This window comes from Macrococcus animalis (assembly GCF_047425875.1).
GTDB lineage: Bacteria > Bacillota > Bacilli > Staphylococcales > Staphylococcaceae > Macrococcoides > Macrococcoides animalis.
In genome coordinates this window covers 1,221,049-1,243,030 of sequence record NZ_CP179727.1, presented here as the reverse complement: position 1 = coordinate 1,243,030, position 21,982 = coordinate 1,221,049, and the positions used below count along the sequence as shown (strand labels likewise).

23 protein-coding genes and 2 tRNA genes are annotated in these 21,982 nt (G+C 33.0%); 23 read left to right on the top strand and 2 right to left on the bottom strand.

The features are described from left to right. Window positions 1-12 precede the first annotated feature (12 nt). Together dnaB and ACMGE9_RS06550 are read left to right on the top strand one after the other, a co-directional pair. Complete coding sequence (gene dnaB / locus ACMGE9_RS06555) at window positions 13-1,410, top strand: replicative DNA helicase (protein ID WP_414042030.1); 1,398 nt, start codon at window positions 13-15, stop codon at window positions 1,408-1,410. Between the two features lie 316 nt (window positions 1,411-1,726). Beyond that, the gene (locus ACMGE9_RS06550; RefSeq protein WP_414042029.1) at window positions 1,727-3,022 is read left to right on the top strand and encodes an adenylosuccinate synthase; all 1,296 of its coding nucleotides are present in this window, start codon (window positions 1,727-1,729) and stop codon (window positions 3,020-3,022) included. A gap of 80 nt (window positions 3,023-3,102) precedes the next feature. On the opposite strand, the gene ACMGE9_RS06545 is transcribed toward ACMGE9_RS06550, so the two are convergent. After that, window positions 3,103-3,990 carry a YitT family protein gene (locus ACMGE9_RS06545; protein ID WP_414042028.1) on the bottom strand — a complete coding sequence of 296 codons (888 nt, stop codon included), beginning with the start codon at window positions 3,988-3,990 and terminating at the stop codon, window positions 3,103-3,105. A gap of 132 nt (window positions 3,991-4,122) precedes the next feature. On the opposite strand from ACMGE9_RS06545, the gene ACMGE9_RS06540 reads away from it, so the two are divergent. The 8 genes from ACMGE9_RS06540 to rlmH all read left to right on the top strand — a co-directional run bounded on the left by ACMGE9_RS06540 (window position 4,123) and on the right by rlmH (window position 10,682). After that, window positions 4,123-4,197 (top strand) — tRNA-Glu (locus ACMGE9_RS06540). A gap of 18 nt (window positions 4,198-4,215) precedes the next feature. Then, window positions 4,216-4,288, top strand: a tRNA-Asp gene (locus ACMGE9_RS06535). A 167-nt stretch (window positions 4,289-4,455) separates the two neighbouring features. After that, on the top strand, window positions 4,456-5,157 hold the full coding sequence (gene yycF, locus ACMGE9_RS06530; protein ID WP_414042027.1) for a response regulator YycF: 702 nt from the start codon (window positions 4,456-4,458) through the stop codon (window positions 5,155-5,157). 6 nt (window positions 5,158-5,163) lie between these two features. Beyond that, entirely contained in the window at window positions 5,164-7,002 is a 1,839-nt protein-coding gene (gene walK / locus ACMGE9_RS06525) for a cell wall metabolism sensor histidine kinase WalK (protein WP_414042026.1), read from the top strand. Beyond that, window positions 6,995-8,308, top strand: a complete 1,314-nt coding sequence (locus ACMGE9_RS06520; RefSeq protein WP_414042025.1) for a YycH family regulatory protein — start codon at window positions 6,995-6,997, stop codon at window positions 8,306-8,308. Before walK ends, ACMGE9_RS06520 begins: the two co-directional genes overlap by 8 nt. After that, window positions 8,308-9,099 carry a two-component system regulatory protein YycI gene (locus tag ACMGE9_RS06515; RefSeq protein ID WP_414042024.1) on the top strand — a complete coding sequence of 264 codons (792 nt, stop codon included), beginning with the start codon at window positions 8,308-8,310 and terminating at the stop codon, window positions 9,097-9,099. Before ACMGE9_RS06520 ends, ACMGE9_RS06515 begins: the two co-directional genes overlap by 1 nt. A gap of 15 nt (window positions 9,100-9,114) precedes the next feature. Continuing rightward, window positions 9,115-9,906, top strand: a complete 792-nt coding sequence (locus ACMGE9_RS06510) for an MBL fold metallo-hydrolase (RefSeq protein ID WP_414042023.1) — start codon at window positions 9,115-9,117, stop codon at window positions 9,904-9,906. 296 nt (window positions 9,907-10,202) lie between these two features. Beyond that, entirely contained in the window at window positions 10,203-10,682 is a 480-nt protein-coding gene (rlmH, locus tag ACMGE9_RS06505; protein WP_414044417.1) for a 23S rRNA (pseudouridine(1915)-N(3))-methyltransferase RlmH, read from the top strand. A gap of 469 nt (window positions 10,683-11,151) precedes the next feature. Here rlmH and ACMGE9_RS06500 read toward each other — a convergent pair whose 3' ends face one another. After that, the gene (locus ACMGE9_RS06500) at window positions 11,152-11,586 is read right to left on the bottom strand and encodes a hypothetical protein (protein ID WP_414044416.1); all 435 of its coding nucleotides are present in this window, start codon (window positions 11,584-11,586) and stop codon (window positions 11,152-11,154) included. Between the two features lie 440 nt (window positions 11,587-12,026). Here ACMGE9_RS06500 and ACMGE9_RS06495 point away from each other — a divergent pair, with 440 nt between their 5' ends. The 13 genes from ACMGE9_RS06495 (at window position 12,027) to ACMGE9_RS06435 (ending at window position 21,973) form a co-directional block, all read left to right on the top strand. Then, window positions 12,027-12,782 (top strand): DeoR/GlpR family DNA-binding transcription regulator, encoded by a 756-nt coding sequence (locus ACMGE9_RS06495; RefSeq protein WP_086037808.1) that lies wholly within the window; start codon window positions 12,027-12,029, stop codon window positions 12,780-12,782. 186 nt (window positions 12,783-12,968) lie between these two features. After that, a complete protein-coding gene (lacA, locus tag ACMGE9_RS06490; protein ID WP_414044415.1) occupies window positions 12,969-13,397 on the top strand; it encodes a galactose-6-phosphate isomerase subunit LacA in 429 nt (142 codons plus the stop codon). 18 nt (window positions 13,398-13,415) lie between these two features. Next, on the top strand, window positions 13,416-13,931 hold the full coding sequence (gene lacB, locus ACMGE9_RS06485) for a galactose-6-phosphate isomerase subunit LacB (protein WP_414044414.1): 516 nt from the start codon (window positions 13,416-13,418) through the stop codon (window positions 13,929-13,931). A gap of 12 nt (window positions 13,932-13,943) precedes the next feature. Then, complete coding sequence (lacC, locus tag ACMGE9_RS06480; RefSeq protein ID WP_414044413.1) at window positions 13,944-14,876, top strand: tagatose-6-phosphate kinase; 933 nt, start codon at window positions 13,944-13,946, stop codon at window positions 14,874-14,876. A 3-nt stretch (window positions 14,877-14,879) separates the two neighbouring features. Further along, a complete protein-coding gene (gene lacD, locus ACMGE9_RS06475; protein ID WP_414044412.1) occupies window positions 14,880-15,860 on the top strand; it encodes a tagatose-bisphosphate aldolase in 981 nt (326 codons plus the stop codon). 20 nt (window positions 15,861-15,880) lie between these two features. Continuing rightward, complete coding sequence (locus tag ACMGE9_RS06470; RefSeq protein WP_133422027.1) at window positions 15,881-16,195, top strand: PTS lactose/cellobiose transporter subunit IIA; 315 nt, start codon at window positions 15,881-15,883, stop codon at window positions 16,193-16,195. A 5-nt stretch (window positions 16,196-16,200) separates the two neighbouring features. Then, window positions 16,201-17,928, top strand: coding sequence for a lactose-specific PTS transporter subunit EIIC (locus ACMGE9_RS06465; RefSeq protein ID WP_414044411.1), 1,728 nt, complete (start codon window positions 16,201-16,203; stop codon window positions 17,926-17,928). A 15-nt stretch (window positions 17,929-17,943) separates the two neighbouring features. Then, window positions 17,944-19,350: a 6-phospho-beta-galactosidase gene (lacG, locus tag ACMGE9_RS06460; RefSeq protein ID WP_414044461.1), complete on the top strand. Its 1,407-nt coding sequence runs from the start codon at window positions 17,944-17,946 to the stop codon at window positions 19,348-19,350. Between the two features lie 97 nt (window positions 19,351-19,447). Continuing rightward, window positions 19,448-20,371 (top strand): hypothetical protein, encoded by a 924-nt coding sequence (locus ACMGE9_RS06455; protein WP_414044410.1) that lies wholly within the window; start codon window positions 19,448-19,450, stop codon window positions 20,369-20,371. Window positions 20,372-20,517: 146 nt separating this feature from the next. Next, the gene (locus ACMGE9_RS06450; RefSeq protein ID WP_414044460.1) at window positions 20,518-20,760 is read left to right on the top strand and encodes a TetR-like C-terminal domain-containing protein; all 243 of its coding nucleotides are present in this window, start codon (window positions 20,518-20,520) and stop codon (window positions 20,758-20,760) included. A gap of 179 nt (window positions 20,761-20,939) precedes the next feature. After that, a complete protein-coding gene (locus tag ACMGE9_RS06445) occupies window positions 20,940-21,110 on the top strand; it encodes a hypothetical protein (RefSeq protein WP_414044409.1) in 171 nt (56 codons plus the stop codon). Between the two features lie 11 nt (window positions 21,111-21,121). Next, window positions 21,122-21,295 carry a hypothetical protein gene (locus tag ACMGE9_RS06440; RefSeq protein WP_165958610.1) on the top strand — a complete coding sequence of 58 codons (174 nt, stop codon included), beginning with the start codon at window positions 21,122-21,124 and terminating at the stop codon, window positions 21,293-21,295. 240 nt (window positions 21,296-21,535) lie between these two features. After that, entirely contained in the window at window positions 21,536-21,973 is a 438-nt protein-coding gene (locus ACMGE9_RS06435) for a MarR family winged helix-turn-helix transcriptional regulator (protein ID WP_414044408.1), read from the top strand. Window positions 21,974-21,982: the final 9 nt, after the last annotated feature.

The window sequence follows — 21,982 nt, the reverse complement described above, 5'->3', positions numbered from 1 at the left end:
TAGGAGGATAATATGTCAGATTATCTTGAAGGTAAGAAACTGCCTTTTAATTTAACAGCCGAGCAATCTGTATTAGGTGCTATCTTTATTGATAACGAAGTATTATCTTCTGTGCTTGAAACATTATTGCCGCTACATTTTTACAGACAAAGCCATCAAAACATCTTTCAAGCAATGCTTACTTTATCCGAACAGAATGATGTTGTTGATATTATTACAGTCATGAATCAAATGACTCAAGACGGTACACTTGAAACGAGTGGCGGAGAATTATATTTAATTGAGTTATCTGAGAAAGTACCTACTGCACGAAACGTAGAATTCTATGTCGATATTGTTTATCGTGATGCAGTAAAACGCCGTTTAATTCATGTAGCTGATAGCATTATGGCCGATGGTTATAATGAATCACTCGATTTAGAAACTTTACTGGCTGATGCTGAAAAACGCATCATGGAAGTATCAACGAACCGCGGAGCAGACGGATTTAAAGATATTAAAGATGTACTAACGCAAGTGTTTAATAATGCTGAAGAACTTGATAACAATAAAGGACAAACACCAGGTATTCCAACAGGATATCGTGATTTAGATCAAATGACGGCAGGATTTAATCGTAATGATTTAATTATTATTGCTGCTCGTCCTTCTGTAGGTAAAACAGCATTTGCATTAAATATCGCAACACAAGTTGCAACGAACGATCATCCTTATACAGTTGCAATCTTCAGTCTTGAGATGGGTGCTGATCAACTAGCTACCCGTATGATTTGTAGTACAGGTAATGTTGATTCTAATAGACTCCGTACAGGACAAATGGATAGTGAAGATTGGAACCGATTTACTGTGGCAGTTGGTAAATTATCTCGAACAAATATTTACATTGATGACACACCAGGAATCCGTATTACGGATATTCGTTCGAAATGTCGACGTCTTCACCAAGAGCACGGTTTAGATATGATTTTAATTGACTATCTTCAATTGATTCAAGGTTCGGGCAGTCGTTCTAGTGAGAACCGACAACAAGAGGTATCTGAAATTTCACGCATGTTAAAAGCGTTAGCCCGTGAATTAGAATGTCCAGTAATTGCTTTATCTCAGTTATCACGTGGCGTTGAACAGCGACAAGATAAACGACCAATGATGAGTGATATTCGTGAATCGGGATCGATTGAGCAAGATGCAGATATTGTAGCATTCTTATACCGTGATGACTATTATAATCGCGGTCAAGGTGAAGATGGCGAGGATGTAGAAATTGATGCTGGCGCACAAGATGATAATGGTGAAATTGAAATTATTATTGCAAAACAGCGTAATGGTCCTACCGGTACGGTTAAGCTTCATTTCCTAAAGCAATATAATAAATTTACTGATATTGATTATGCACATGCAGATATGATGTAGTTTGAAAACACGTACTATTTATATTTAAATATATAAATAGTACGTGTTTTTGCGTGTTCTTTACAATTGGAATAGTAGAATGTTTGTGCTATTTTTTGTTTTTTTTGAATAAATATTTTAAAGTTATACGATATAAAATCTTTATAACATCAAATAAATTAATATATTTTATGCATTTATACAAAATTATAAAAATAAATCCCTTTTAAATAACATATAATAATGTATATTTATTAATGTTCGGTTTTTGGTTGATTTTTTAATTGTATATTGATAGAATAGCTAAGGTTAGTCAAGAAAATTTGGAGGTGCACTCATGTCATCAATCGTAGTTGTTGGGACGCAGTGGGGAGACGAAGGTAAAGGTAAAATCACAGATTTTTTAGCAGAACAAGCAAATGTGATTGCTCGTTTTTCGGGTGGTAATAACGCAGGACATACTATTAAATTCGGTGGAGAAACGTATAAATTACACTTAGTACCATCAGGAATTTTCTATTCAGATAAATTATCAGTAATCGGTAACGGTGTTGTCGTTGATCCTGTTGCCTTATTAAAAGAGTTAGATGCATTAAACGAAAGAGGTATTTCAACAGATAACTTACGTATTTCAAACCGTGCACAAGTTATTTTGCCGTATCACTTAAAGCAAGATGAATTAGAAGAAGAGAAACGTGGCGACAACAAAATCGGTACAACGAAAAAAGGTATTGGACCAGCTTACGTTGATAAAGTTCAACGTATTGGTATTCGTATGGCTGATTTATTAGACGAAGAAACATTTAGAGTGAAGTTAGAAGAAAACTTAAATGCTAAAAATGAATTATTTGAAAAAATGTTTAACGCTGAAGGATTTACATTCGAAGAAATCTTTGAACCATATTTCGCGGCTGGACAACGTTTGAAAGAATATACAGTAGATACTGCTAAAGTTTTAGATGATGCTTTCATGGCAGAAGAGAAAGTATTATTTGAAGGTGCACAAGGTGTAATGCTTGATATCGATCACGGTACTTATCCATTTGTTACCTCAAGTAACCCAATCGCTGGTAACGTAACAGTAGGTACTGGTGTTGGACCGACATTCGTTGATAAAGTTGTGGGTGTATGTAAAGCCTATACGTCACGTGTTGGGGACGGTCCATTTCCTACTGAATTATTTGATGAAGATGGACACCATATTCGTGAAGTTGGCCGTGAATACGGTACGACAACAGGACGTCCGCGTCGTGTCGGTTGGTTTGATTCAGTAGTATTACGCCATTCACGCCGTGCAAGTGGCATTACTGATTTATCAATCAACTCTATTGACGTATTAACAGGTTTGGAAACTGTAAAAATCTGTACAGCATATGAGTTAGATGGAGAAATTATCACAGAATATCCAGCAAACTTAAATGCTTTAAATCGTTGTAAACCTGTTTTCGAAGAGTTACCAGGTTGGACTGAAGATGTAACCAGTGTTAAGACAATGGAAGAGTTGCCAGATAACGCGCGTCGTTATTTAGAGCGTATCTCTGAGTTGTGTAATGTTAAGATTTCTATCTTCTCAGTGGGCCCAGATAGAACTCAAACGAATTTACTAGAAGATTTATGGGATATTAAAAAGTAGTCATACAAAATTAAAACCATAATAAAAAACAGCAATAAAGGAATCTACCTGAAATAGATGACTTTATTGCTGTTTTTGTTTTAATGAATATCTCGCTTTTTAAATCTTCCGCCTTTAACTTCTGATACGTTACCAATAGCAACAAATGCACTTTCATCATAGTGATTGACGATATCTTTTAGTTTAAATTCTTCTAAACGTGTAATTACACAAAAAATGACTTTTTTATTATCTCCAGTATATGCACCCTCACCTGATAAATATGTAACGCCACGTCCTAAACGTGCATTAATAGCATCACCAATCTCTTCATGTTGATTACTAATAATCCATATAGACTTCGATTCATCAAGTCCTTGTTGAACGATATCAATAGTTTTAAAAGCAATGAAATATGCAATGACAGAGTACATTGCTGATTCCCAAGTAAAGATAAATCCAGCAGCGACATAAATAAAGAAGTTAATCACCATTACAATTTCCCCAACGGAGAATGGTGATTTATTACTAATGAGAATCGCTAATATTTCAGTTCCATCTAAAGATCCACCGTATCGAATGACAAGGCCGACACCTAGACCTAATATAACACCACCGAATATTGTGACTAAAAATTTTTCGTCTGCAAATGGTGGTACAGGATGTAAAAGTGCTGTTCCGATTGATAATATCGTAATGGCATAAAGTGTAGAGAGTGCAAATGTTTTACCAATTTGTTTATAACCTAGGTAAAAGAATGGGATATTTAATATAAATATAAATGCACCTAGAGGTAACTTAAGTAAATGAGACGCCATAATAGAAATACCAACAATGCCTCCATCGAGTAATTTGTTTGGTACTAAAAAAAGTTCTAGTGAAACTGCCATGAGAATCGCACCTAATGTGATGAATGAAAAACGTTTAATTTTCTCTTTCAAAGGTAGCTTTTTGTGTTGTTTTATCACTTTTTCAATGGAATCAGGCATAACATGCTCCTTTCGGGATGAAAATAATAGTGCATACATAGTTATTATACTAAATATTTTAATATTTTTAAAAATAATGCTTGATAAATTTATTTTTTACATGCTATAATTAATCTTGTGCTATTAATTAATGGCCCCTTGGTCAAGCGGTTAAGACACCGCCCTTTCACGGCGGTAACACGGGTTCGAATCCCGTAGGGGTCACCATTTAAGTTCAATATTTTAGGTCCCGTGGTGTAGCGGTTAACATGCCTGCCTGTCACGCAGGAGATCGCGGGTTCGATTCCCGTCGGGACCGCTAATCAGTGAGGCAATCGCCTTGCTCATACATATTAAGAAGTTAGACTTATGTCTAACTTCTTTTTTGTTTTCATTCAAAAATGCGAGCTTATAGAAAAAAGTATGAAACAGTGGTAAATTAAAGAGTAGGATACTTTTGAATTTTACTAGAGAAGAGGGATTGCGATGTCGAGAAAAATCGTTGTTGTAGATGATGAAAAACCGATTGCTGATATATTAGAATTCAACTTGAAAAAAGAAGGCTATGAAGTACACGTGGCTTATGATGGTGACGATGCTGTTGAACTTATTTATGAAGTACAACCGGATATAGTATTATTGGATATTATGTTACCGGGGCGTGATGGTATGGAAGTATGCCGTGAAGTGCGCAAAAAATATGATATGCCAATTATTATGTTAACAGCGAAAGACTCTGAAATAGATAAAGTATTAGGTCTAGAGTTAGGTGCAGATGATTACGTGACAAAACCATTCTCAACACGTGAATTAATAGCGCGTGTGAAAGCAAATTTACGCCGTCACTATACACAGGCACAAACAGAAGAAAAAGAAGAATCAACTGATATCGTAATTAAAGATATTATTGTTTATCCAGAAGCATATTCTATAAAAAAGCGTGGAATTGATATTGAATTGACGCATCGTGAATTTGAATTATTCCACTATTTAGCGAAACATATCGGTCAAGTGATGACCCGTGAACATTTATTGCAAACGGTATGGGGTTATGACTATTTTGGTGATGTCCGTACAGTGGACGTAACGATTCGTCGTCTACGCGAAAAAATTGAAGATGATGCCAGTCATCCAGAATATATTGTAACGCGTCGTGGTGTAGGATACTTCTTACAGACACAGGAGTAGTTGCGGATGAAGACGTTATATAAGAAACTACAATCATTACATATTAAACTGGTTGTGATTTATGTATTACTAATCATCATTGGGATGCAGATTATTGGGTTATATTTTACGAATAACTTAGAAAAAGAGTTAACGAAAAATTTTAAAACAAATATCAATCAGCAGATTAAATCGATTAACTATGATATCAAAAATATTTATAAAGAAAATAAAACGACACCAAATAAAGTTCAGCGTGAAATACAAAAAACTGTCGATGAGTATGCATTACGTACCGAAATCGATACAATACGGTATGTTAATGACTCTGAAGTTATTTTAGCAACAAGTAGTGATTCGAATCGTGAAAGTATTAATCAAAAAATAAATGACAGTCAGATTAAAACATCATTATCCCTTGGTAAAACGAATGATCGCGTTAAATTGAGAGATGATCCTGGTGGTAAAATACGTGTGTGGGTTAAAAACTTTCCGATTAAAGACAACAACAAAATTTTAGGTGTCATACATATCGAAGAGTCAATTGAGCCTGTATACATTCAATTAATGAAAATCAATAGCATCTTTATTATCGGTACAGGATTATCACTATTAATTACAATCATTTTAGGATTCTTTATAGCACGAACGATTACTAAACCTATTTCAGATATGCGCAACCAAGCTTTAGAGATGTCCAAAGGGAATTATACAAACCGAGTTAAAGTATATGGAAACGATGAAATTGGAGAATTGGCACTAACGTTTAACAATCTATCTAAACGTGTACAAGAAGCACAAGCGAATACAGAAAGTGAGAAACGTCGATTGGATTCAGTGATTACCCACATGTCAGACGGTGTAATTGCAACAGATAGACGTGGGCGCGTACGCATTGTTAATGAAATGGCTTTGAAAATGTTAGATATGAATAAAGATGAAGTAGAAGGACGCCACGTCTTAGATATATTAAATATTGAAGAGCATTATTCTTTAGATGAGTTACAAGATATTGCGGGCGGTATTGTTATTGACTTAAACGAAAAAGAGCAATTGATTGTACGTGTGTCTTTCTCTACGATCATTCAAGATACAGGATTTATTACTGGTTATATTGCAGTATTACATGACGTTACCGAGCAACATCATGTTGAGAATGAGCGTCGTGAATTCGTAGCGAATGTATCACATGAGTTACGTACACCGCTTACATCAATGCGTAGTTATATCGAAGCTTTAGAAGAAGGCGCATGGCAGGATTCGACATTAGCACCTCAATTCTTAAGTGTTACACGTGAAGAAACAGACCGTATGATTCGTCTTGTAAATGATTTGTTACAATTGTCTAAAATGGATAATACAGATGATCATTTAAACAAAGAATTAATCGATTTCAATATGTTTATTCATAAGATTATTAACCGTTTTGAAATGTCTGAAGGGAAAAATGCTACGTTTATTCGAGATATTCCGAAGACGGGTATATTCGTGGAAATAGATCCCGATAAGATGACGCAAGTTTTTGATAATGTTATTACAAATGCTTTGAAATATTCTAAAGGTAAAAAGAAAGTTGAATTCCACGTGAAACAAAACACGTTATTCAACAGAATGACTATTCAAATTAAGGATAATGGAATTGGTATTCCATTAAATAAAGTTGATAAAATATTTGACCGCTTCTTCCGAGTTGATAAAGCAAGAACTCGTAATATGGGTGGTACAGGATTAGGCTTAGCGATAAGCAAAGAAATAATTGAAGCACATAATGGACGTATTTGGGCGAACAGTAAAGAGGGATTCGGAACATCAGTTTATATTACACTTCCATGTGAAGTCTTAGATGATGGTGATTGGGATGTTTAAAAGTATCTTAAAAGGTGTCATTCTTTTTGTACTTGTCATGACGAGCATCGTTTTAACATATAAAATTTGGAATTTTAGGCCCAACTTAGCAAACGTGGAAACGTCAATTACAAAGACGAATACAGCATTAAGTCCGAAGAATGTAGATAACATTAATAGTGTGTTTTTACCATATCAGATTGTTTCATATTCGAATGATCGAATATACGGTACAACTGATAAAGATATGCTATTAGAATATATTAAACGTATTTCAGGGTTAAAGGTTACGGATCTCAGTGGCAATAACCAAGGCATATCATTTATGTCTAAAGGGTTACGTGATAATTTTGTCATATTTGATTATGCAGGGGATTTGCCAATTGCGATGTATCAAACAGACATATTAGATAATGTGGTTAAAGGCGACACGAACAATAGCTTTAAGCGTATCATTATTGATAGTTATACGAAACCAAATCTAGTAATGTATATGATTACTTCTGATTATAAAATGTTTGAAATCGAAACAAACGGCTCTAGTAAGTCATTTAACAAACTAGTAAAGTCGACACGTAGAAAAATGGACAGCTATACGGGTATTATTACGAATGAGAAGACAACAGACGAACTTACGAGTATTTATGTACCAGAAGCACCTACCCATACACAGGCTTACAGCTATTTAGCAGATAACATTAATGTTGACGATATTAACAAAGCTGTATTAGGAGATAAAAATAGTATTATTGAACGCTCTGATAACAATCAGTCAAAAACATATAACTCTAATACAGGAATCGTTAAGATGATTAATAACGAGTTATATAAATTCAATAATTTATCAGAAGTCGATCACGATAAACCAAATCCGATGAATAATTTAATCAATTCATTTAATTTTATTAGTGAACATCGTGGATTTACTGATGATTATCGCTATTTTGGAGTTAAGCAGTCGGACCGTGCAATTAATTACCAAATGTTTTATAAAGGATACCCAGTATTTAATGAAAAGAAATTATCTGAAATAGATATTATTTGGGGAGACAAATCTGTTTATGAATATAAACGTGGACTTTATACTACGAGTGTTGCAGTGCCCACGAAACAAAAAGTGAAACAATTACCAACAGCTGAAGAAGTACGCTTTGCGTTAGCATCGAATAAACATTATCAATTTGAACGCGTATCAAACATGATGATTGGTTATAATATGACACGCTCTGATGAAGAAACGATACAATCAACATTGTCGTTCAAACCTGCGTGGTTCATTAAATATAACAATGAATGGAAAGAGTACGATAATGGGAGGCTGAAATAATGGATTGGAAGCATGCCACATCATTATTTATATTTGTATTCTTAATCATCAATATAGCTTTAGGATTCATTTATCATGAGAAAGTGCAACGTGCGAATATCGTTGAAGATGCAAAATCTGAACGTATAGATTTTGAAAAAGAAAAGATTAAATTACCAAAGTTACCCTCAGCAAAAAATGTTATGATGAATATTGTATCAGCTAAAAGTGCAGGTTTCACTGAATCATCATCTGACTTCGATAAAAAAAGCGAAAACTTAAAAACAGTAACATCAAATGAAGTGAAACCTAAAATTAAGCTAAAACGAATAGATGAAACATCAATAGTTTCAGGATTAAGGGACTATATCAATACAGAAGTTGATAATGGAAAAGAATATACACTTAGCGGAATTGACCGCAAGCAACGTATTCTCTATTTCGACCAAATGTATGGAGATTATCCTATTCTAAATAATGATAAAGCGCAACTCGCGTTTTCTTATAATACTGAAAATGAAGTCACAATGTATAAGCAAACTTACCTTAAAGATATTAAGGAAGGTTTAGGCAAGAATAACGAGAAGAAGAAAGTGATTCCAGCAAAAGAAGCGATTGAAGTATTGTATTACCAAACAGCATTAGAGCGAGGAGATACAGTAACAAGTGTAAGACTGGGCTATTATTCAATCGTACGAGAAGTACGTGGACAAGTACTAAAGCCCACATGGCAAGTGGCAGTATTTAAATCAGACGGTACATCAAACACGTATTATATTGATGCTGTGAATCCAGAACAACCTATTTTGTAATGAGTGAGTGATAATATGATTAATATGTCAGTACTAGCGAGTGGTAGTACGGGAAATGCAGTATACGTTGAAAGTGAGAACGGGTCACTTCTCGTAGATGCAGGATTAACAGGAAAGAAAATGGAAGGTTTGTTTGAGCAAATTGACCGAAAAATAGAAAATTTAAATGGCATACTTGTAACGCACGAGCATATTGATCACATTAAAGGATTAGGTGTGCTTGCAAGAAAATACAAGTTACCCATTTATGCGAATGAGAAAACGTGGGAACGCATTGAACGTGCAGATAGTAAAATACCAAGTGATCAAAAGTTTATCTTTAATCCATATGAAACGAAGACATTAGCAGGTATGGATATTGAATCTTTCAACGTATCACACGATGCAGTAGACCCACAATTCTATATTTTCAACAACAATTATAAGAAGCTAACCGTGATTACAGATACTGGCTATGTATCAGACCGCATGAAAGGTATGATACATGGTTCTGATTGCTTCGTCTTTGAAAGTAATCATGATGTGGATATGCTTCGAATGGGTCGTTATCCTTGGAGTACCAAACAACGTATCTTAAGTGATATGGGGCATGTATCGAATGAAGATGCTGCATATGCAATGCGTGATGTTATTACAGGTAGCACAAAACGTATATATTTATCCCATTTATCTCAAGATAATAATTTAAAAGATTTAGCGCGTATGAGCGTTGAGCAAGTCCTTAATAAAAATGATATAGATACAGTAAATGAAGTACAAATTCATGATACAGATAAAGCTGTAGCAACAAAAATCTATGAAATTTAAGATAAGTAAGTAAACTAATAGTAAAATTCAAGTAAAATAATTATCAACAGTGGATAAGTCGAGTTATTCACGTAAAATTGTGCATAACTAGGGATAACTTTGTGGATAACTAACGAATTAAGCACAATGTATAAAGATGTCCGGTTAAATGGGCATCTTTTTTATTTTTATACAGAGTAAAATGTTACTGATACTATTGATTTGATAGAGAATACGATTATAATAGGAATGTGAAATGTGTATATGTGAGTAACTTGTGGATAAGTAGAATAACTTTGTAAAGGAAATGAATAAAAATGAAGATAACAATCATTACTGTGGGTAAACTGAAAGAAAAGTATTGGAAAATGGCTGTGGATGAATATGTGAAACGTTTAGGTGCGTATTCTAAAATAGAACTCATTGAAGTCTCAGATGAAAAAGACTCAGATAATATGAGTGAAAAAGACATTGAAATTGCGAAAGAAAAAGAAGCACAGCGCATTCTTTCAAGAGTAAAAGATGATAGCTATGTGTATACATTAGAAATCTTAGGAAAGCAACTTGATTCAGTTGAATTATCAAAAAATATAGAACAGAAGATGAATACCGGTAAAAGTGACCTGACCTTTATAATAGGTGGATCAAACGGCCTACACAAAAGTGTCATGGACCGATCAAACTTTGCCATATCATTCAGCAAAATGACTTTCCCACATCAAATGATGAAAGTCATTTTGCTCGAGCAAGTGTATCGTGCGTTTAGGATAATGAAGGGGCAAAGTTATCATAAATGATAAGGTTTTTAGGATGTTATTTTACATTAGAAATCGATAATATGATTACAATTGATTTCAAAATTAATAAACAACTGCTAAAAATCTTTTACTCGAGGATAAGGAAGTAACATAGGAACAACAAAAACTAATTCTTGATATTATTAATGATTAAGAAAGAAATTTTGTATGAACTAATTCGTAAAATTACATTTAAAAAATTAACTAGGAATAATTATATATGCTGAATAAGGGAAACCCTACCCTGCTGTGTCTAACTATGCGAATAGAGGCGAAAGACATGTCGATTTGACATGTTTTTTAGTTGTATAGAGACATTTTAATTCGAATTATAACCAAACTTTCGACTTTGCAATGCTTCTTTCCAGTAAGACTCTCTCTGAAGTACTAACTTATCATCAACCTTACCATTGTAGTTCTCAAGTATCGTATACTGAAAATTTTCCTTAACGTAGTCAAAGCCTTTTTCTTAAACTAATACTACAAGTTCCTTATTATCACCATGGCCATTATCTATATAGTTAGACCATCTAGTTAATAGCATCTCAGTATCACTCGTTGCTGATCCTACATATAACCTACCATTACTTTTATCGATGATGAGATAAACTGCTTTTTGATTTTCAAGGGCGGCAATCCAGTCACGTTTACCACGGTGAATAATCGTTGCGAGTTGTTGATAGGATAGCTTAACCTTATCATAACCTGGGAAGTCATCACCATCATAGATTGTAGGTAATATCTGTTGAACGATTAACTCTTGATGTAAGTCTTTGTAAAAACGTCCCTGAGCCATGAAAGATTTTTTAAACTTGATGATAACTCGACCATAATATTGGGTGTATTGTGGCAGTTCAACACCTTCATAATTGATGCCTTCTAATACATCTAGTTCTTTAGTCACTTTCTTAATAGTCGTAAGTAACCATGTATCGTATGAAAGTTTGGGTAAACATACGGCTGTCTGACCTACATTAAAGTATCTAGATTTGTTTCTTCAAAATAGCCATTGTGTATTCACTTCTTCTGGATTCTGCTTAAATACTTCCATGGGATCAACAAAGCCATTTGATTGGTTGAACTTGATTTTTACATGATTCATTTCTTCTTCTGTAAAGCCAAGTAAATCATTAAGTTTTATTTGCTACATAATCCATGCTCCCTCTTCTAGTTAAGTAATATAATCATATCAAACAAGTATAATTGTAGAATAATATAATTGATAAAAATTTTCGGAAATTATTGGTTTGATTGAATATAAGCAAAGAAAATCAACAATTATTGTTTAAATTTTAAAATTTGTTTAGAATATAAACAAGTATTGATGCGAAAGGAAAATATGATATGAATAAATATGAAAGATTAGATGAGATCGCTAATTTAGTTAATAAAAAAGGTACGATTAGAATTACGGAAATTGTTGAGTCATTGAATGTATCCGACATGACAGTCAGAAGGGATTTAGCTGAACTTGAAGAAAAAGGTATACTAACTAAGATACATGGTGGTGCGAGAAGTAACTCTGCCTTTCAATATACTGAAATGTCCCATACTGAAAAGCATACGCAATATATGGAGGAAAAAAGACAGATTGCTAAAAAAGCTGCAAGTCTTATCGAGGAAGGAAATACAATATTTTTAGGGCCGGGGACAACAGTAGAGTTGTTAGCAGAAGAGATAAGAAACACGCGACTTAGCATTATAACAAATTGTCTTCCAGTATTTAATATACTATTTAGAAAGAAAACAGATAGGTTCAGGGTATATTTAGTAGGCGGTGAAATGAGAGAGTTAACAGAGTCATTTTCGGGTGATATGACAAATAGTACACTAGAAAAAATGAGATTTAGTAAGATGTTTTTTAGTGCGAATGGTGTTAAAGGTTCAGATGTGATGACCTCTTCACATGAAGAAGCATATACACAGCAATTAGCATTGAAGAATTCAATTGAAAAATACTTATTATTAGATTCATCTAAGTTGGGAAAAGAAGATTTCGTATCTTTTTGTGACTTGAAGGCACTTACTGGAATAGTTATTGATAATAATAATCCTAGTAAGGTGAAGGGTTTAGAAATATTTACAGAGGTAATAATATAGGTTCTAAAAAGACACATTTAAAATGTGTCTTTTTTTTGTTTATTATTATCATAAAAACAACAAAATTAAACATAAAATGTTGATTTTTTAACTAATAGAGTTTATAATTTAAACATAATTAAACATGTAAACGCTTGTATTGTTTAAATCAACAAAAATTATAATTAGATTGAAGGGATGATAAAAATGAAAGTAATAATTGGTGCAGATCAAGATGGTCAAAAATTGAAGAATAAAGTTCAAGAGTTTTTATTAGAAAAGGGTTATAACGTTTTTGATGTAAGTAGTACAAGTCACAAGGACTTTATTGATACTACTTTAGCAGTTGCCTCAATGGTTAAAGAAGATGAGGAGAATTTGGGGATTATGATTGATGCATATGGTGCTGGTAGTTTTATGGTAGCAACAAAAATTAAAGGAATGATTGCCGCTGAAGTCTCTGATGAGAGATCAGCTTATATGACAAGAGGGCACAACGATGCTCGTATGATTACTATGGGATCTGAAATTGTAGGATCAGAATTAGCTTTAAATATTGTAAACGCTTTTGTAACTGGTAAGTATGATGGTGGAAGACATCAAATTCGTGTAGATATGCTAAATAAAATGGCTTAATTAGGAGGAGAATATATTATGAAAATTGCAATTGGATGTGATCACATTGTCACTGATACAAAAATGGAAGTTTCAAAATTTTTAAAATCTCAGGGTCACGAAGTTATTGACTGTGGAACATATGACTTTACGAGAACGCATTATCCTATCTATGGAAAGAAGGTTGGGGAAGCAGTTACAAATGGTGACGCAGACTTAGGCGTATGCATCTGTGGAACAGGGGTAGGTATTAGTAATGCAGCCAATAAAGTTCCTGGGGTGAGAACAGCGTTGGTAAGAGATATGACTTCAGCTTTATATGCTAAAGAAGAACTTAATGCAAATGTTATCAGCTTTGGTGGAAAAATTATTGGTGAATTATTAATGTGTGATATTATCGAAGCATTTATCAAAGCGGAATACAAACCTAGTGAAAAAAATAAAGCCTTGATTTCTAAAATAACAGAATTAGATAGTGCAGATAAAAAACAAAAAGACCCAGCGTTCTTTAATGAGTTCTTAGAGAAATGGGATAAAGGTGAGTATCATGATTAAGGAGTATGACTGATGATTTTAACAGTTACGCTAAATCCTTCTGTTGATGTATCGTATCCTTTAGATAATTTGCTAATTGATGGTGTAAACAGAGCTCATGAAGTAATTAAAACGGCTGGTGGAAAAGGACTAAATGTTACTAGAGTGTTGTCTCAAATTAATCAACCTGTATTAGCCACTGGCTTTAAAGGTGGTCATTTAGGAAATTTTATTGAAGATGAATTGAATGCATTAGGGATTAAGAATTCATTTTATAATATTAAAGGTGACACTCGAAATTGTATAGCCATTTTGCATGAACGCAATCAAACTGAAATTTTAGAAAAAGGCCCTATCATTTCTAAAGATGAACTAGCAGGATTCAGCAGACATTTACAACAATTATTAAATAATATAGATATTGTCGTTATTTCTGGTAGTTTACCAAATGGAATACCTACAAACTATTATTCAGAACTTATTGGAATCTGTAATGCAGCTTCCAAACCAGTAATAATTGATTGCTCTGGTGAACCATTATTAAAAATTGTACAAGGTACAAATAAGCCATTAGCAATTAAGCCGAATTTAGAGGAATTATCTCAATTATTAAGTGAAACAATAGCAAATGAAACTGAAGCAATTAAGTCAGCTTTAGAAAATGAAATTTTTCAAGATATGGAATGGATCATTGTTTCATTAGGAGCGAATGGTGCACTCGTTAAAAAAGACAAAAGATTTTATAAGGTCGATATTCCTGAGATAAAAGTGATTAATCCGGTTGGATCAGGTGATTCAACGGTCGCAGGATTTGCATCAGCCTACATTAACAATAAATCAGTTGATGAAATTCTTAAACAGGCAAATGTATTTGGAATGCAGAATGCCATGGAATCTAAAACAGGTTTTATTAATTTAGAAAATTATAATGACCTATATAAAAAAATTGAAATTACAGAGGTGTAAATAATGATTAACACAGAAAATAAAATTAATTATTTAAACAAAATCAGTGATGACAAAGGGATTATTTCAGCTTTAGCTTTTGACCAACGTGGTGCGTTAAAAAGAATGATGTCTGTATTTCAAGATACAGAACCTACGACAGAGCAAATTGAAAATCTAAAATCATTAGTTTCTAAGGAATTAACTAAATATTCTTCTTCGATATTACTAGATCCGGAATATGGATTACCAGCTTCTCAAGTGAAAAATACTAATGCAGGATTATTATTGGCTTATGAAAAAACTGGTTATGATGCTACAACAAAAGGAAGATTGCCAGATTGTCTTGTGGAATGGTCGGCAAAGCGTATTAAAGAACAAGGTGCAGATGCAGTCAAATTTTTACTTTATTATGATGTAGATGATGAAGAATCAATTAATGATCAAAAATATGCGTATATTGAAAGAATAGGTTCTGAATGTAAGGCTGAAGATATTCCATTTTTCTTAGAAATTTTAACATATGATGACAAGATTCAGGATAATGGTAGTGTAGAATTTGCAAAAGTAAAACCTCGAAAAGTTAATGAAGCGATGAAAGTATTTTCACATAATCGCTTTAATGTAGATGTATTAAAAGTAGAAGTTCCGGTTAATATGAATTATGTCGAAGGTTTTGGAACTGGTGAAGTAGTATACACCAAAGAAGAATCGGCTCAATTCTTCAAGGAACAAGAAGAAGCAACGCATTTACCATACATTTATTTAAGTGCAGGTGTTTCAGCACAATTATTCCAAGATACGTTAAAGTTTGCACATGAATCAGGGGCGAAATTTAATGGTGTATTATGTGGAAGAGCCACTTGGTCTGGGGTTGTCAAAGTATATATTGAACAAGGGGAAGAAGCTGCTAAAGAATGGTTACGTACCGAAGGTTATAATAATATTAATCAGTTGAACAAAGTTTTACAAAACACTGCAGTGTCATATAAAGAAAAAATATAATATCAATAGGGGTGTTTTAAATGAATAGAGAAGAAACAACAATGTTAGGTTTTGAAATCGTTGCATATGCTGGAGATGCAAGATCTAAATTATTAGAATCATTAAATGCTGCAAAAGCAGGAGATTTTGCTAAAGCTGAACAATTAATTGAAGAAGCGGATAAATGTATTGTTGATGCTCACAATGCACAAACTAGTCTTCTTGCTAAAGAAGCATCAGGAGAAGATATCGCATACAGTGTAACAATGATGCATGGACAAGATCATTTAATGACGACTTTACTATTAAAAGATATGATGAAGCACATGATTGAGCTTTATAAAAGAGGGAGCTGATTGTAGTGGATAAATTAATCGCACAAATTGAGAAAGCAAAACCTCTATTTGAAAAGTTATCAAGAAATATTTATTTAAGAGCCATACGTGATGGTTTCATTTCAGCGATGCCGGTAATATTATTCTCTAGCATTTTCTTATTAATCGCGTATGTACCTAATGTATTCGGATTTACATGGAGCAAATCTACCGAAGGACTTTTGATGAAACCATATCATTATACTATGGGGATTATTGCTTTATTAGTAGCTGGAACAACAGCTAAATCATTAACAGATTCTTATAACAGAAGACTTGAAAGTACAAATCAGATAAATTTCCTCTCAACAATGTTGGCAGCAATTTGTGGGTTTTTATTTCTTGCCGCAGATTCTGTTAAAGTTGGTGGTTTTTCAAGTGCATTTTTAGGAACTAAAGGTTTAATGACTGCATTTTTAGCAGCGTTTGTATCAGTAATTATTTATAACTTCTGTGTTAAGAGAAATATAACTATAAAAATGCCTTCAGAAGTTCCACCAAATATATCACAGGTATTTAAAGATATTTTTCCTTTCTCGTTTGTTATTTTGACATTGTATGGATTAGATTTACTAAGTAGAGCATTATTAAATACCAATGTAGCCGCATCAATTGTTAAATTCTTTGCACCCTTATTTTCAGCTGCAGATGGTTATGTAGGGATAACTATTATTTTTGGTGCTTTCGCATTATTCTGGTTTATCGGTATTCATGGTCCATCTATTGTAGAACCAGCAATTGCCGCTATAACTTATGCGAATATAGAAACAAACTATCAATTATTACAATCTGGTGAACATGCTGATAAGATTTTAACATCTGGTACACAAATGTTCATTGTTACTATGGGAGGAACAGGTGCTACGTTAGTTGTCCCATTCATGTTTATGTGGTTGACCAAGTCAAAAAGAAACAAAGCTATTGGTAGAGCTTCAGCCGTTCCAACATTTTTCGGTGTAAATGAGCCGATATTATTTGGTGCACCATTAGTATTAAATCCAGTATTCTTTATACCGTTTGTATTTGCACCTATTGCAAACGTATGGATCTTTAAATTTTTTGTAGATGTATTAGGTATGAATAGTTTCAGCGTAAACTTACCATGGACAACGCCAGGTCCTCTTGGAATTATTATGGGTACTGGTTTAGGCATATGGTCATTTGTTTTAGCTATTACTTTGATTATTGTCGATGTATTAATCTATTATCCGTTCTTAAGAGTTTATGATAAGCAAATTCTTGAAGAAGAGTTAGCTGGAGTAGATAAATCGAATGAATTGAGAGAGAAAGTTAAAGAGAATTTTGATACTAAAAAAGCAGATGCTATTTTAAATGGTAAAGATACAAATAATACTGTAACGGTTACAAATACAACTACTGATGAAAGCCCTATAACTAAACAAACCAACGTATTAGTACTATGTGCAGGTGGAGGAACAAGTGGCTTATTAGCTAATGCACTTAATAAAGCAGCCACTGAGCATGGTAAGCCAGTCAAAGCAGCTGCAGGTAGTTATGGCGCTCATATGGATATTATGAAAGAGTATCATTTGGTTATATTAGCACCTCAAGTTGCATCAAATTATGAAGATATAAAAGTAGATACTGATAGACTTGGAATTAAGTTGGCTAAAACTCAAGGTGCTGAATACATTAAGTTAACACGTGATGGCAAAGGCGCTTTAGAGTTTGTTGAGAATCAATTTAAAAAATAGAGGGGAGATCTTATTATAATGAAGAAATTACCTGAAGATTTTATTTTTGGAGGAGCTACAGCAGCATATCAAGCAGAAGGTGCAACCCAGACAGATGGCAAAGGTAAAGTTGCTTGGGATAAATATTTAGAAGACAATTATTGGTATACCGCAGAGCCAGCCAGTGATTTTTATAATAAGTATCCTGTAGACTTGAAATTGAGTGAAGAATTTGGAGTTAATGGGATTAGAATATCTATTGCGTGGTCACGAATTTTTCCTAACGGTTTTGGTGAAGTAAATCCAAAAGGTGTAGAATTCTATAATAATCTATTTGATGAGTGTCTGAAAAGAAATGTTGAACCATTTGTAACATTACATCACTTTGATACTCCTGAGGTGTTACACAGTAATGGTGATTTCTTAAATAGAGAAAATGTAGATCATTTTGTAGACTATGCAGAATTCTGTTTTAAGGAATTTAATCAAGTTAAATATTGGACAACATTTAATGAAATCGGACCGATTGGAGATGGACAATATTTAGTAGGTAAATTCCCACCGGGTATTCGATACGACTTTGAAAAAGTATTTCAATCTCACCATAATATGATGGTCGCACATGCTAAAGCAGTTAAATTATTCAAAGAAAAAAGATTTGAAGGAGAAATAGGTGTAGTGCATGCATTACCTACAAAATATCCGTTTGATCCTAAGAATCCTGAAGATGTTAGAGCTGCTGAACTTGAAGATATTATTCATAATAAATTCATTCTGGATGCAACATACTTAGGTAAATATTCAGAAAAGACTATGGAAGGCGTTAATCATATTCTTAATGTCAATGGTGGCAAATTAGAAATACTGGAAGAAGATTTAGAAGTATTAAACGCTGCTAAAGATATGAATGATTTTCTAGGCATTAATTACTATATGAGTGATTGGATGCGTGGTTTTGAAGGAGAATCAGAAATCACACACAATTCAAAAGGTAATAAAGGTGGTTCTAAATATCAGTTAAAAGGTGTTGGCCAAAGAGAATTCGATGTTGATGTTCCTCGTACCGATTGGGATTGGATGATTTACCCACAAGGTTTATATGATCAAATTATGAGAGTGAAAAAAGATTATCCTAACTATAAAAAGATGTATATAACTGAAAATGGTTTAGGATACAAAGATGAGTTCGTTGATGGAACTGTATACGATGATGCTAGAATTGATTATGTGAAAAAACATTTAGAAGTTATTTCAGACGCTATCAGAGATGGAGCGAATGTTAAAGGTTACTTTATTTGGTCGCTAATGGATGTCTTTTCATGGTCTAATGGTTATGAAAAAAGATATGGCTTGTTCTATGTAGATTTTGAAACACAAGAAAGATATCCAAAAAAGAGTGCATATTGGTATAAAGAGCTTGCAAGTACAAAAGAAATAAAATAAAAAATAATCGTCGAACTGCATTTAGTTGCAGTTCGACTTTTTATATATTCACATGCTACATTTATTGTAATACTACAATGTGTTAGGGGTGTCGAATATGGAAATGAATCGTTTTGATATTTATAAGGAGCTATGGACAAAATCACGTACGGCGTTTGCTGAGGAACATAATATCGAATTTACTAACCTGAAGAAAGTCATAGAGGTACATAAGATTCCTTTACCTGATTCTAAGTATTTATACGATTATAGAAGAGGTGTTATTGGTACACTTACACCTATAGAAGGTGAAGATTATATAATTAAGATAGGTGAGAAACTTAGCGAAAAAACTAAAATAACAAATAAGTGGTCATACTTTGATGATGATAAAATAGAAGAGATTTATAATGTATACATGGACTTGAAAATACCAGACAAGGTTAAGCGTCATCATAAAATCATTACTAAACATAAAGACTACCTGACATCTGAAAGAAGAAGAAAAAGGGAAGCGGAAATGAATCCTTGGGGTCATAGTTATTATCGTTCCGAATCAATGAAAGTTTTGAATGCCTCTCATATTTCAAAAGAAGCATTACCTGATTTTTATAAACTTTGTGATACTTTATTTAGAGCGATCGAAAGCTTAAAATTTAAGGTTAGTGTTGATGAAGAATATATAAATTTTCAAATACATCGTAAAGACAAACAAGTAAAGAAAAACGATATAATGTTCGAAAAAATGAATGTGTTCCAAATAAAATTAAAATTTAAAGAAAAGACAAAAAGAGTCAAAAGAGATGATGATCGCTATTCTAGCTATGATTATATCAATACGGGTTATTTCAAAGCGGAACTCATCGGAGTATATCCATGGAGTAATAATGTTCATGGAATAAATAGAGAGTATCCTGGTACAGATGACCATGACACCTTACTTAAGAAGATTTTTGAGAGAATTTTTGAATTACCTCAATTATTGCATGATGCAGAGATTGAATATATCGAAAAGCAGAACGAGGAAGATCAAAGATTATAAAAGAATTAATGTTAGATTTAGAAGCTTTGTTGAGTAATATAAATCATGAAGAATTAAAATCTCAAATGCATGAGGAAATTTCTAATATATATTGTTGTACTATTTTTCATTTCATCGAGGAACGTAAGGAGATCTTTGGAGTGCTTATGAAAGTGGACTTACCTTTTAGTTTTGTAGGGCATCTGAAGGCGTTATTGATTAACCAATATAATGAAACGCATATGAAACTATTCGAAGGTACAAATATTCCAAAAACTTATCTTTCTAACTTTGCAGCATCAGCTTTGCTCGGATTAATAGATGAGTGGATGAAGCAAGATTTTAGCGATGATTCTGAAAAATTAACAAAATATTTTTTAGATATTTTATATATGCTTAGAACGTTATAAATGGATATTAATTTATTTTATTTAGATAATGAGATTGAAATATTACAACATTAATGGTAACCCTTGTTGGAGTATTAATTGTAAGAAGGATAGCTGCATAGGTCCAAGATGATTATAAATAGTATGATTAACCGCCAACTGTAGCATTTCTAATAGCAGGGTCCATACTTTATACTTTTATGGGTACAGCTTATATTTTGGTATATGAACCTGCTAATAGTCAAAAAGAAAAAGAGGATGTCACAAATGTACACTATGCGCAACTAGGTTTAAATTATGCTGTTCCGTATGCACACTTTGTAAGTTTAAAGCTTGCAAGCGTAGCAAAAGATAATGAAAATTTTATTTAATTACTGATGCGATGAGAGCTAAATGTAAGGCGGATGGTATTTATAATCTAGATGGAAAAGCAGTTATCGTGAAAGATGGAGATGCCGGAATAAGCACATCAGCACTAGCAGGTAGTGTTTTAAAGATGAATCATTGTCTTAAGCATTTATTGGAATATAGTAGAAAAGATTTAACGGAAATCTAGCGAGTAAAAAGTTTGTATCAGAATTTTACTTTAAAGGAAGGTAAGATTAGAGGTTCTATTAAAGGGAAGAGGGGCGTTTATATGGCTATACTCTATGAGAATTTTGAAGTCATGACGACAAAACTTGCCCAATATCTTTAAATTTAAATTGTTCACTGTTTATCAGTTAGTATTTTATTTTAACATTAAATAGTTTAATGCTAAAATATTTAATGTTAAAATAAAGATAGAGGTGAATATATGAAACAATCAAATTTCTTTGAGTTTGTACATGATGGAAATCAGTTAAGTTACAAAATGATGTCGCTATTCTTAAAGCAATTCAACCATAAAGTGAATATTTCTCAAATTATTTTACTTGAATATATTAAACTTAATGGTGCATCTAAGCCATCAACGATAGCTAAAGCACTAGGCTTCACAGATGGTGCTATTACAACAATGACTAATAAGTTGGTAAAAATGGAATATATCAATAGAGTACCTCAACTAATTGATCGTCGTGTTATATTGCTGAATATTACACCATCTGGAATTTCACTTTTAAAAGAAGCGGAAATTACAGGAGAGAAAGTTCGTAATGCAGTTTATAGCGTTCTAACTGATGAAGAATTAACACTGATGAAAGAAATACAAAAGAAACTATTGAATCATGTTGATTCAATAGATGAAATATAAGGAGGAGAT